This window comes from Variovorax sp. GW823-FHT04F07 (assembly GCF_058795995.1).
This window is the reverse complement of the sequence record NZ_JBXAIG010000002.1, coordinates 185,391-197,198: the sequence shown is the minus strand read 5'-3', so window position 1 is coordinate 197,198 and position 11,808 is coordinate 185,391. Positions and strand designations below refer to the sequence as shown.

The 11,808-nt window shown below is 70.0% G+C and carries 12 protein-coding genes; 2 read left to right on the top strand and 10 right to left on the bottom strand.

What is annotated here, in order from left to right; all coding sequences use genetic code 11:
- Positions 1–39 precede the first annotated feature (39 nt).
- Positions 40–1,038 (top strand): AraC-like ligand-binding domain-containing protein, encoded by a 999-nt coding sequence (locus AC1RAA_RS09980; RefSeq protein ID WP_492729743.1) that lies wholly within the window; start codon positions 40–42, stop codon positions 1,036–1,038.
- 7 nt (positions 1,039–1,045) lie between these two features.
- On the opposite strand, the gene AC1RAA_RS09975 is transcribed toward AC1RAA_RS09980, so the two are convergent.
- The 6 genes from AC1RAA_RS09975 to AC1RAA_RS09950 are packed head-to-tail and all read right to left on the bottom strand — an operon-like array spanning position 1,046 to position 6,515.
- A complete protein-coding gene (locus tag AC1RAA_RS09975; RefSeq protein WP_492729745.1) occupies positions 1,046–1,831 on the bottom strand; it encodes an SDR family oxidoreductase in 786 nt (261 codons plus the stop codon).
- Positions 1,828–2,421 (bottom strand): cysteine hydrolase family protein, encoded by a 594-nt coding sequence (locus tag AC1RAA_RS09970; protein ID WP_492729747.1) that lies wholly within the window; start codon positions 2,419–2,421, stop codon positions 1,828–1,830. The genes AC1RAA_RS09975 and AC1RAA_RS09970 overlap by 4 nt, the downstream gene beginning before the upstream one ends.
- Entirely contained in the window at positions 2,418–2,903 is a 486-nt protein-coding gene (locus AC1RAA_RS09965) for an aromatic-ring-hydroxylating dioxygenase subunit beta (protein ID WP_159277630.1), read from the bottom strand. Before AC1RAA_RS09965 ends, AC1RAA_RS09970 begins: the two co-directional genes overlap by 4 nt.
- Positions 2,900–4,267 carry an aromatic ring-hydroxylating dioxygenase subunit alpha gene (locus tag AC1RAA_RS09960; RefSeq protein ID WP_492729749.1) on the bottom strand — a complete coding sequence of 456 codons (1,368 nt, stop codon included), beginning with the start codon at positions 4,265–4,267 and terminating at the stop codon, positions 2,900–2,902. The genes AC1RAA_RS09965 and AC1RAA_RS09960 overlap by 4 nt, the downstream gene beginning before the upstream one ends.
- Before the next feature lie 23 nt (positions 4,268–4,290).
- A complete protein-coding gene (locus tag AC1RAA_RS09955; protein ID WP_492729751.1) occupies positions 4,291–5,256 on the bottom strand; it encodes a PDR/VanB family oxidoreductase in 966 nt (321 codons plus the stop codon).
- A complete protein-coding gene (locus AC1RAA_RS09950) occupies positions 5,253–6,515 on the bottom strand; it encodes a dienelactone hydrolase family protein (protein ID WP_492729753.1) in 1,263 nt (420 codons plus the stop codon). The genes AC1RAA_RS09955 and AC1RAA_RS09950 overlap by 4 nt, the downstream gene beginning before the upstream one ends.
- Positions 6,516–6,701: 186 nt before the next feature.
- Here AC1RAA_RS09950 and AC1RAA_RS09945 point away from each other — a divergent pair, with 186 nt between their 5' ends.
- Positions 6,702–7,889, top strand: a complete 1,188-nt coding sequence (locus AC1RAA_RS09945) for an ABC transporter substrate-binding protein (RefSeq protein ID WP_487849304.1) — start codon at positions 6,702–6,704, stop codon at positions 7,887–7,889.
- 7 nt (positions 7,890–7,896) lie between these two features.
- Here AC1RAA_RS09945 and AC1RAA_RS09940 read toward each other — a convergent pair whose 3' ends face one another.
- The 4 genes from AC1RAA_RS09940 to AC1RAA_RS09925 all read right to left on the bottom strand — a co-directional run bounded on the left by AC1RAA_RS09940 (position 7,897) and on the right by AC1RAA_RS09925 (position 11,521).
- Positions 7,897–8,922, bottom strand: coding sequence for an AraC family transcriptional regulator (locus AC1RAA_RS09940; RefSeq protein ID WP_492729755.1), 1,026 nt, complete (start codon positions 8,920–8,922; stop codon positions 7,897–7,899).
- A 147-nt stretch (positions 8,923–9,069) separates the two neighbouring features.
- A complete protein-coding gene (arsH, locus tag AC1RAA_RS09935) occupies positions 9,070–9,789 on the bottom strand; it encodes an arsenical resistance protein ArsH (protein ID WP_095744561.1) in 720 nt (239 codons plus the stop codon).
- Positions 9,773–10,204 carry an arsenate reductase (glutaredoxin) gene (arsC, locus tag AC1RAA_RS09930; RefSeq protein WP_492729757.1) on the bottom strand — a complete coding sequence of 144 codons (432 nt, stop codon included), beginning with the start codon at positions 10,202–10,204 and terminating at the stop codon, positions 9,773–9,775. The genes arsH and arsC overlap by 17 nt, the downstream gene beginning before the upstream one ends.
- A gap of 30 nt (positions 10,205–10,234) precedes the next feature.
- Positions 10,235–11,521 (bottom strand): arsenic transporter, encoded by a 1,287-nt coding sequence (locus AC1RAA_RS09925; protein ID WP_492729759.1) that lies wholly within the window; start codon positions 11,519–11,521, stop codon positions 10,235–10,237.
- Positions 11,522–11,808 lie beyond the last annotated feature (287 nt).

Sequence of the window (11,808 nt, the reverse complement as noted above, 5' to 3'; positions counted from 1 at the left end):
CCGCTTGGCAAACGGGCCCGGGCTGGCTATGTTGGCGGGATGACTTCCGCCGCCATGCCCGCAGCCCCTGCTGCGATCCACACCTGGTCGACCGACACCGTGCCGCCGCCGCAGCGGCTGGACTACTGGATCGGCGCGGTCTGCGAAGGCTTTCTCGAGATGGACGTGACCAGCCCGCTGGCCGGTGGCTTCGGCGCCTCGCTCGAATCCGCGCCGCTCGGGCCGCTGCACGTGAACCGGGTGCGCGGCAGCGCGCAGGACGTGTACCGCACGCGCCGCGCCATCGCCCACAGCCGCCACAACTTCTACTACCTGCTGTGCAAGGCCGACTCGCCCTGGGTCGCGGTGCAGGAAGAGCGCTCAGCGCGCCTGCTGCCCGGCGACGCGGTGCTGGTCGATTCGCGGCGTTGCTACGCCTTCCACCTGCAGCAGTCAGCCGACACGGTGTCGATCGAGCTGCCGACCGCGTGGGTCGAGTCGTGGCTGCCCGACGCCGGCGACCACGTGGCGCGCCGCATCGACGGTCACAGCGGCTGGGGCGCGGCGCTCAGCGGTTTCGCACAGGCGCTGTCGCCCGAGGTGGCCCTGCGGCCGCCGCTGCCGGCGGCGTTGCTGGCCGACCAGCTCGGCGGACTGCTGGCGCTGGCGCTCGGCCCGGGCGGCGGCGGGGCCATGCCCGACCCGTGCGGCCGCGCCGCCCTGCGCCAGCGCGTGCTCGATGCCACGCGCGAGCGCCATGCCGAGCCGGGCCTCACGGCCGCGGCCGTGGCGCAGGGGCTGGGCATCTCTGAGCGCAGCCTGCACCGTTGCCTGGCCGAAGGCGCCGGGGCAGGGCAAGGCGCCACCACCTTCGCCAATGCGCTGGCCGCCTGCCGCATGCAGGTGGCGCAGCGCATGCTGGCCGATGCGCGCTTCGACCGCCTGAGCGTGGCGCAGATCGGCCTGCGCGTCGGGCTGGCCGACGCCTCGCATTTCGTGCGCTTGTGCCGCCGCCACCTGGGCGGCACGCCAGGCGCGCTGCGGCAGTCGCGCGGCTGAGCGGCGGCTACGCCTCGAACCAGTCGCGCGCCGACCGCCCCTGGTCCGGCCCCAGCATCGAGAAGCCGCCGTCGACCGGGATGTCCGCACCCGTGACGAAGCGCGCCGCGTCCGAGCACAGGAACAGCACCACCTGCGCCACGTCGTCGCCGTCGCCCACGCGGCCCAGCGGGTGCATCGGCGCGCCGACGCGGTCGGCGCGTGCGCGGTCGCCGTCCGCCATGCGCGACAGCGCGTCCGACCAGGTCCAGCCCGGCGACACCGAGTTCACCCGCACGCCCCGCGGCGCCAGCGTGGCGGCCTGGTTGCGCGTGAGCTGCAGGATGGCGGCCTTGGCCGCCGGGTACAGCGCGCGGCCCGCCGCGCCGAACTTGCCGCCGACGCTGCCCATGTTCACGATGGCGCCGCCGTGTGCGGCCAGTGCGTCGGCGGTCTTCTGCACCAGCATCGCGCCGGAAACCAGGTTGACGTTCAGCGCGCCCAGCCAGTCGGCGCGCGCGGCATCCAAGCCTGCATCGCCGTAGACCACGGCGTTGTTGATGAGAAAGTCGATGCGGCCTTCGGAGCGCAGCGTGCCGGCCACAAGCGCATCGAGCGCGTCGTCCGAGGCGATGTCGCAGGCGACGAAGCGGCAGCCCGCGCCCACATCGGCCGCGAGCGCGGCGCCGCGCGCCGTGTCGATGTCGACCGCCACCACGCGCGCGCCGGCCTGCACGAAGGCGCGCACGATGGCGCCGCCCAGCAGCGCGGCGGCGCCGGTCACGATCGCGACCTGGCCTTGCAGCGTCGTCATGGCCGGCCTCCCATCTGCGCGACGGCGTCGTCCACGCGCACCACGTCCGCGAGCATCGCCAGGGTTTCCAGGCTCGCGGCCTGCAGGTGCGCCTGCGCGGTGCTGCAGGCGTCGGCGACCACCGCCACGTCGTAGCCCAGGTCGCTCGCATGGCGCGCGCCGTGCTCGACCACGTGGTTCGTGGCGATCCCGGCCAGGTACAGGCGGCTGGCGCCGGTGGCGCGCACCGCCTCTTCGAGCCCGCTGGCCCAGAAGGGGTTGTTGCGCTTGTGGGTGACGACGGCCTCGCCCGGCCGCGGCGCGAGCTCGTCGTAGAAGCCCGCGCCCCAGCTGCCTTCCTGCACCGCGCCGCTCTCGGCCACGCGGCGGAACAGCGTGCAGTTGCGCAGGCAGTCCGCGTAGTCGGGCGCGAAGGCGATGCGCACGAAGATCACCGGCACGCCGTTCGCGCGCGCACCGGCGATGAGCCGTGCGGCCGAGGCGATGAGGCGCGGGCGCGCCGGGTCGTCGGCGGCCACGCCCACGCGCACCTTGCCGTCGACGTGCAGCACGTCGTTCTGGTAATGCATCGCCAGCAGCGCGGCCTTCACAGGAACACCTGCAGGGCTTCGTGCGGCGCGTCGCAGTTGACGAGGTCGACGCGCTTGGTCTGGATGCGCCAGCCGTCGTCGGCGCGGCGCAGCGTGTGCAGCACGCTGCCGCCGAAGGTGCGCTGCTCGGTCTTGCGCCACTCCAGCAGCAGGAAGGTCGAGCGCACGGTGCAGCCCGCGTCGTCGCGTGCTTCGAGCGCGATGTTGCCCAGCACGTGCACGGTGCGCGTGGGCGGCTGCTGCGAGTAGGCGCGGGCCTGCTCGAGCCGCCGCGCGCGCATCGAGCGCAGCAGGGCGTCTTCGCAGAACAGCGAGGCGTGGTTCAGGTGGTCGGCCTGGCCGTGCACCAGCGGCACCCAGTACAGGCCGTCGGGCGTGAAGAGCTTCTGCCATTCGTCCCAGCGGTGCTCGTCGAGCAGGCGCGCCTCGTGGTGCAGGAACTGCGTGAGGTCCTGCTGTTCGTTCCAGTCGCGGAAGTTCATTCGGCGCTCCCGGTCTGTTCGTTCGTCTTGACACCCGTGTCGACGCCCATGTACCCGGCCCACGCCGCGAACATGTTGCGCGAGGGCATCTCGCTGTTGCCGTTGGACGCGCGCCCGCCCGGCAGCGGCTGGTCGCGCCCGGCGGCGCGGTGCATGCTGACCCAGTCGCCGCCGTCGGAGCCCAGGCCTTCCTGCACGCGGTTGTAGGCCTCCAGGTCGTCGGGCATCACGTTCGACGAGGGCGAGTTGACGATGTTGGTGTACTTGAGCGTGCGCTGGAAGGTGGCCTCGGGCGCACCCTTGAGCCGGAAGCTGAAGATCTCGACCAGGGTGCGGTCCACCGACAGCGGCCGGATCACGCGGATCTGCTGGAACGAGGTGTGCGGCGAGCAGCTCGGGTACACGATGGTGTTGTGCCGGTTCACGCGCAGGATCGCATCGGCCTCTTCGGCACCCTTCGCGGCTTCGAGCGAGGCCACGTAGGCCAGGCTCACCGGGTCGGTGGGCGGCACGAAGATGCCTTCCATGAAGCCGTGGCCGTGGTCGTAGCCCTTGAGCTCCAGCTTCTCCCAGAACTCCAGCGGCTCGCCGTTGCCGTCGACGATCACCACCTCGAAGGGCTTGGGCGTGCCGGCCGGCATGGCCTCGTGCTCTTCCTTGGCCGCGCGCCACGACGACTCGTGCGTGGCCACGGCGTGGATGGTGTCGTGCAGGTTCTCGAAGAAGATCTTCCAGTTGTTGCGCTGGATCACGCGCTGCACGCCGCCCGCTACTTCCACTTCGCCCTCGGGCGCGCGGTCGCAGAAGTTGTCGAGCGACGTGGCCACGCCGCCCAGAAACTCTTTCAGCTCGGGCCCGTCTTCCGACAGGCTGGCGAAAACGAAGCCGCGGTGCGTGGCCACGCGCGCCACCTTGCGCACGCCGTACTGCGGGTCCTTCAGGTCGAGCGCGGTGCATTCGTAGCCGCTGCGCAGCGGCACCGACAGCAGGCTGCCGTCGCACTTGAAGGTCCAGCCGTGGTACAGGCAGCGCAGGAACTTGCCGGCGCTGCCGCTGCCGTCGGGCACGAGCTTGGCGCCCTTGTGCGGGCAGCGGTTGAACATCACGTGCACCTGGCCGTCGGTGTGCCGCACCATCACCACGGGCTCGCGGCCCAGGCGGGTGGTGAAGTAGTCGCCGGGCTTGGGCACCTGGCTTTCGTGGCCGATGTAGATCCAGGCCTGGCCGAACACGCGGTCCATCTCCAGCTCGAAGATGGCGGGGTCGGTGTAGACGCGCTTGTGCACGCGGTCGGGCTGCACGAGCGACTGGATGTCGATCGGGCTTGTCGCCGCGATGGGGATGATGGGGATCACGGAATTCATCGGGTGGGTCTCCTGAAACGTCATCAGATGTCGAGCACCAGGTGCGGCGTCTTGGCGCGCGACACGCAGGTGCACAAGGTCTTGCCGTCCGCCTTCTCGCGCGGACTGAGGTTGTGGTCGCGGTGGTCGGGCACGCCCTCGACCACGTCCACCACGCACACGCCGCAGTCGCCCTGGCGGCAGTCGTACAGCGGGTCCAGGCCGGCGGCGATGAGCACGTCGAGCAGGCTCTGGTCGGGCGCCACGGTCAGCGTCTTGCCCGAGCGCAGCGTGCGCACCTCGAAGGGCGCGTCGCCTGCCTGCTCGATGGCGCCGGCGAAGAGTTCGAAGTGCACGTGGTCGTCGGGCCAGCCGAGCGCGCGGGCGGTGTCGATCACGGCCTGCACCATGCCGCGCGGGCCGCACACATGCAGGTGGCGACCGGGCACGGGCGCGGCCAGCAGCGCGCGCAGGTCGAGGCCGCGTGCGGGGTCGCCGCCGTCGTGCACCACCGTGCCACCGAGCGCGCGCACCTCGTGCAGGTAGGCCGTGGCGTCCTCGCTGCGCGTGGCATAGACGAAGTCGAAGGGGCGGGCTTCAGCCGCGAGCGAGCGCGCCATGCACAGCAGCGGCGTGATGCCGATGCCGCCCGCGATGAGCAGCGGCGGCGCGATGCCCGCGTGCAAGGCGAAGTCGTTGCGCGGCGCGTGCGCGGCCAGCGCGGTGCCGGGTTGCAGCGCGTGCATCCAGGCCGAGCCGCCCGCGCCCTGGGGCTCGCACAGCACCGCGATCTCGCAGCGGTCCGAGCCGTCGTGCGGCTTGGCGAGCGAGTAGGCGCGCTGACCCGGGTGGCCGTTGGCCTGCACCACCTGCACGCCCAGGTGCGCGCCGGGTGCGAACGGCGGCAGCGGCTCGCCATTCGCCGAGCGCAGCACGAAGGCCTTGATGGCCGGCGTGAGCGGCGTGACCGAGTCCACGACCAGCGCCAGCATGTCGGAAGCGCCGTTCATCCCAAGGGCAGCGCCGGGTCGGCGATGGTGAGGTCGGTCGATTTTTCCCAGCGCGGCATCAGCGTGTTCGACGGCTGCGTCTCGTCGACCAGCTTGCGCCCGGTCTCGGCGCCGGCCACGGGCAGGCCCTTCGGATCGAGCAGGCCGATCTGCACCAGCACGCTGGCCTGGTCCCAGTAGATGTGCTCGTGGTAGAGCTTGTCGCCGCGGAACTTCACGATGGCCACGAGCGGAATCTCCACCGGCTTCCCGGTGGGTGCGATGCCCGGCAGCAGCCAGTCGATCTCGACCGTGTGGGTGAAGCTGAACAGCATCTCGTCCACGATCTGCGTGGCGCCCACGGTGCGCGAGATGGGCGTGAGCCGCGTGTCGGGCGGCGTGCTCGGAATGAAGTGGTGCTTGTAGAAGCGCGACAGCTCCTTGGCGCCCACGCCGCCGGTCATGGTCGGGATGTGGTTCACGTAGGGCTCGCTCACCATCGTGGCCATGGTGGCGACCACGTCGCGCGTGGCGAACTCGTACTCGCAGTGCTTGTCCCACAGCGCCGAGAGGTCGTACACCGGGCCGATCGCGTCCTTGAACAGCGCCATCGAACGCTGGTGCGCCATGAGCGTGGAGGGCTTGTCGAAATGGTCACCGCCGGTGCGTGCAAACGCATGGTCGACGCCGGGGTACACGTACATCTGCGCATCGGGCTTGCCGGCAAAGGCTTCGAGCACTTGGGCGCGGGCCTCGGGTGGGCAGAACTGGTCGAGCTCGGCGAAGTGCAGGGCGATCGGGCATTTGATTTGCGGCACGAGGTCGAGCGCACCTTCGATGCCCACGCCGTAGTAGCCCACGGCCGCGTCCACGCCCGAATGCGCGGCGGCCAGATAGGCCAGCTTGCCGCCGAGGCAGAAGCCCAGCGCGCCGACCTTGCCGGTGCAGGCCGGGTGCGCGCGCAGCGCCTTCACGCTCGCCGTGACGTCGGCCACGCCGGCTTCGATGTCGAACTTCTGGAAGAAGCCGAAGGCGCGCTGCCAGTCTTCGGGCGAGTAGCCCAGATCGACGCCGGGCTCCATGCGCCAGAACAGGTCGGGCGCGAGCACCACGTAGCCTTCCTGCGCATAGAGGTCGGCCACCTCGCGCACGTAGGCGTTGACGCCGAAGATCTCCTGGCACAGCACGATGCCGGGGCCGCGCCCCGAGGCCGGCAGGGCCAGGTAGCCGCGAAAGGTCTGGGTGCCGTCGCCGGCCGGGATGTCGATGGTGTCGCTCATCGGTTCGTCTCTTGAAGTGGTGGGGTCGGCGGCGATTCTGGGGAGCGCGCCGGGGCGTTGTCTGTCCATTTCGTGCAGCGGTTTGCGCCGCACGAAACGGATAGCGGGGCGCCGCCGCCGCACAGAGACTGCGCCCTGCATTTGCTGCCCCCCACGTTCAACGAACTCACCCCGAGGAGACCTTTCATGTCGCAGGCCACGCCCCGATCCGTCTTGTGCGCGCTCACCGTCCTGGTGGGCGCGCTGGCTTTACCCGCGCAGGCGCAGACCGTGAAAGTCGGCCTGGCGATGGACCTGTCCGGCCCGTTTGCCGTCGGCGGCGCCGAAGCCAAGGCCGGCTTCGCCGTGGCCATGAAGCAGCTGGGTGGCAAGCTCGGCGGGGTGCCGGTGGAGTTCGTCGAGGCCGACACGGCCGGCAACCCCGAGATGGCGCGCCAGGTGGTCGAGCGCATGCTGCTGCGCGACAAGATCGACCTGTTCACCGGGCCCGTCGGCTCGTCGGTCGCGCTGGCCGTCGGCCCGCCGCTCTTCGCCGCCAAGGTGCCCTACCTGTCGAGCAACACCGGCCCGAGCGACTATTCGGGCGCGCGCTGCAACCCGTACTTCTTCGGCGCCTCGTACCCGAACGACGCGTACTACGAGTCGGCCGGCAAGTTCGCGAGCGACAAGGGTTTCAAGAAGGTCGCGATGATCGCGCCCAGCTACCCGGGCGGCAAGGACGCCATCAACGGCTTCAAGCACACCTTCAAGGGCGCCGTGGGCGACGAGCTGTACACCAAGCTCGGGCAGCTGGACTACTCGGCCGAGCTGGCGCAGATCCGCGCCTCGAAGCCCGATGCGCTGTACTTCTTCTTGCCCGGCGCGATGGGCGTGAGCTTCATCAAGCAGTTCGTCGGCGCGGGGCTGTCGAAAGACGTGGCGCTGATCTCCACCGCCTTCTCGGCCGACGAGGACATGATCCCCGCCGTCGGCGAGCCGATGCTGGGCCTCTTCAACACCGCGCACTGGTCGTTCGACCTCGACAACCCGGCCAACCAGCGCTTCGTGGCCGCGTTCCGCCAGCAGAACAACGGGCGCAACCCGTCGTTCTATGCCGGCCAGGCCTACGACGTGCTCATGGCGATGGATGCGGCGGTGCGCGACGTCGGCGGCAAGGTGGCCGACAAGCCTGCGCTGCTCAAGGCGATCAAGGCCGCCAATTACAAGTCGGTGCGCGGCGATTTCCGCTACGGCCCCAACAACTTCCCGATCCAGAACTACTACCTGCGCGTGGTCGCCAAGGACGGCAGCGGGCGCATCGCCAACAAGGTGATCGGCACCGTGCTGGAGCGCTACCAGGATCGCACCGCTGTGCAGTGCGCGATGAAGTCCTGATTGGGCTTCAGTGCCGCGCGGCCGGGAGCCGCGCGGGGTCGCGCGAGGTGTCGCGCGGCAGCTGACCGAAGCGCTCGCGGTAGCAGGCGGCAAAGCGGCTCAGGTGCGAGAAGCCGCAGTTCAGCGCCACCTCGGTGACGCTGGCGCCGTCGTGCCGTGTCAGCAGTGCGTGCGCGGCATCGAGCCGCATGTTGCGCAGCACCTCGCCGGGCGACAGGTCGCGGTGGCGCTTGAAGAGCAGGGCGAGCCCGCGGCGCGTGACGCCCGCGGCCTGTGCCACGTCTTCGAGCGAGAGCAGCGAGTCGAGCCGCTCGCGCATGAATTCTTCGGCCCGGCGCAGTTGCCGCAGGCTGGTTTCCTCGGTGCCGCGCTGCGCGTCGGCATGCCGCTGCAGCACCGAGTTCGGCCGGTGGCACAGCAGGTAGAGCATGAGGTTGTCTTCGCAGTGCGCGAGCCAGCGCGGGTCGTGACGCTCGAACTCCGTGGGCGGCAGCAGCGAAGCCAGGCTTGCCACCATGCGGCACCACTGCGTGCCCGCCGCGTCGTCCAGGCGCAGGGGCATGTCGAAATCGATCTCGCCCACGGTGTCACTGCCGCGCAGCGCGAAGGCATGGCGCGCGACCTCCTGCAGGCGGCTGAGCTCGATCTTCAGCATCAGCTGTTCGCAGTCGGCATGCCAGCGCAGGCGCACCGGCTTGTGGGCCGAAATGATGGCGCCCTGGCCGGGGTGGATCTGCAGCGTCTGTCCGCCGGTGTGGATGTCGGCGCGGCCGCGCAGCGGCATCTGCACCAGCACGAAGTTGCCGAGCGCGTCGGGCTCGATGTCGACGTCGCAGCCGTAGCGCAGGATGCACAGCGACAGTGCGCTCATCTCGGCGCGGCAGAAGATCGCATCGACATCGCCCGAGCGCCACACGCTGCGGTGCGGCTTCAGCTCATGGGCCACGCGCGCGTGCGTCTCTTCGGCCTCGCGCGAGCGGAAGACCTCGCGCCTGTACAGCGGGGACAGTTGCTGACTCGACCATGCGTCCATGGACACTCCTGCGGGGCCAAAGTGGGGAAAGCGACGGAAACGGACGCTTTTTTCTACGCTGGAATCTACGTGGGTGCGCCGCGCGCCGCCATGGGAGTTGCCCGGGCAACGGGCGTCCCCGTTGCAAGAAGCCTGCCTGGCTTGTGTCTAGATGCTGCGGAGATTCACTCGCTTCGACAGCGCTTCGGCACTCTCGCGCCGCTCGCTGTAGCGATCGACCAGGTGGTCCGCGCAGTCGCGCGTGAGCAGCGTGAACTTCACCAGCTCTTCCATCACGTCGACCACGCGCTCGTAGTAGGGCGAGGGCTTCATGCGGCCCGCGTCGTCGAACTCGAGGAAGGCCTTGGCCACCGACGACTGGTTGGGGATGGTGATCATGCGCATCCAACGGCCCAGCACGCGCAGCTGGTTCACGGCGTTGAAGGACTGCGAGCCGCCCGACACTTCCATCACCGCGAGCGTCTTGCCCTGCGTGGGCCGCACCGAGCCGACGGCCAGCGGAATCCAGTCGATCTGCGCCTTCATGATCCCGGTCATCGCGCCGTGGCGTTCGGGCGAGGTCCACACCATGCCCTCGGCCCACTGCGCAAGATCGCGCAGCTCCTGCACCTTCGGGTGGTCTTCGGGTTCGCCGTCGGGCAGCGGCAGGCCGCGCGGGTCGTAGATGCGGGGCTCGGCGCCCATCGCGCGCAGCAGGCGCGCGGCCTCTTCGGTCAGCAGGCGGCTGTAGGAGCGCTCGCGCAGCGATCCGTACAGCAGCAGGATGCGCGGTGCGTGCGTGGCGCGTGCGGTGGGAAGCAGCTCCTGCAGGCGGGGAACACGGAACGCGTCGGCGTCGAGCTGCGGGAGATCAGGGCTTGGCGACACGCTGGCCTTTCGCGTCGATCACGGCTTCGCCGTCTTCCTTGGCGAACGCGCCTTGCTGCGGCTTCGGCAGGATGTCGAGCACGGCCTCGGAAGGCCGGCACAGGCGCGTGCCCAGCGGCGTGACGACGATGGGGCGATTGATGAGGATCGGGTGCTGCAGCATGAAGTCGATGAGCTGTTCGTCGCTCCACTTCGGATCGCCCAGGCCCAGCTCGTCGTACGGCGTGCCCTTCTGGCGCAGCACCTCGCGCACGGGCACGCCCATCGCCGCGATCAGCTGCGTGAGCGTGGCGCGGTCGGGTGGGGTCTTCAGGTACTCGATGACGGTGGGTTCGTCGCCCGTGTTGCGGATCAGCGCGAGCACGTTGCGCGAGGTGCCGCAGGCGGGGTTGTGATAGATGGTGATGTCGCTCATGGCAGGCTCGTTGAGAGAAGAAAAAATGGATCAGCCCAGGCTGAGGCGCAGCGCCAGCGCGGCGAGCGTCGCGGCCAGCACGGGCAGGGTCAGCACGATGCCGATGCGGAAGTAGTGGCCCCAGGTGATGGTCATGCCCTTCTTCGCGAGCACGTGCAGCCACAGCAGCGTGGCGAGGCTGCCGATGGGCGTGATCTTCGGGCCGAGGTCGCAGCCGATCACGTTGGCATAGACCATGGCCTCCTTCACGAGGCCCACGGCGCCCGAGGCCTCGATCGACAGCGCGCCGACCAGCACGGTCGGCATGTTGTTCATGACCGAGGAGAGCACCGCCGCGAGAAAGCCGGTGCCCATGGCCGCGCCCCAGACGCCGCCTTGCGCGAACAGGTTCAGCAGCGTGGCAATCTGGCCGGTGAGTCCGGCGTTGCGCAGCCCGTAGACCACGAGGTACATGCCCAGCGAGAAGACGACGATCTGCCAGGGCGCGCCGCGCAGCACCTGGCGCGTGCCGATCACCGGGCCGCGTGCCGCCACCGCGAGCAGGATCACCGCGCCGAAGGCGGCCACGGCGCTCACCGGCACGCCCAGCGGCTCCAGGCCGAAGAAGCCTACGAGCAGCAGCGCGAGCACGACCCAGCCGGCGCGGAAGGTGTCGCGGTCGCGAATCGCATCGGCGGGTTGCTTGAGGCGAGCCATGTCGTAGTGGGCGGGAATGTCGCGCCGGAAGCACCACAGCAGCACGCCCAGGCTCGCGAGCACGGCCGCGACGTTGACCGGCACCATCACCGAGGCGTACGCGTTGAAGCCGATGCCGAAGAAGTCGGCCGACACGATGTTCACGAGGTTCGACACGATCAGCGGCAGGCTGGCCGTGTCGGCGATGAAGCCCGCCGCCATGACGAAGGCCAGGGTGGTCGCCGGCGTGAAGCCGAGCGCCACGAGCATGGCCATCACGATGGGCGTGAGGATCAGCGCCGCGCCGTCGTTGGCAAAGAGGGCCGAGACCGCGGCGCCCAGCAGCACGATGAAGGCGAACAGCCGCCGGCCGTTACCGCGCCCCCAACGGGCCACGTGCAGCGCGGCCCACTCGAAGAAGCCGGCTTCGTCGAGCAGCAGGCTGATGAGGATCACCGCGATGAAGGTCGCGGTGGCGTTCCAGACGATGGCCCAGACGACGGGGATGTCGGTGAGCTGCACCACGCCGAAGAGCAGGGCGATGATGGCGCCCAGCGAGGCGCTCCAGCCGATGCCGAGGTCGCGTGGTTGCCAGATGACGAGCAGCAATGTGCCGGCGAAGATGAGGAGGGCGGTGGTCATGTTCTTCTGTTCAGGGCGTGTGCGCAGGCCACCGGGTACTTCCCTCCGCGAATGTCCCCCGGCCTGCGGCCTCCTCCTTGATTTCGCTGCGGGAAGCACCCAGTGCCCTGCGCACATGGAGGCGCTGCTGGTGCTCGCCGATCAACGACCGCCGCGAACAACGCTCACGTCGATGGGGTGCCTTGCGCAGCGAAATCAAGGGGGAGGGCGAAGCCCGGAGGACATTCGCGGAGCAAGGTGCCCCGTCGGCGGGAGCACGCCAGAGCGCACGCACGCTGCGTGCAACA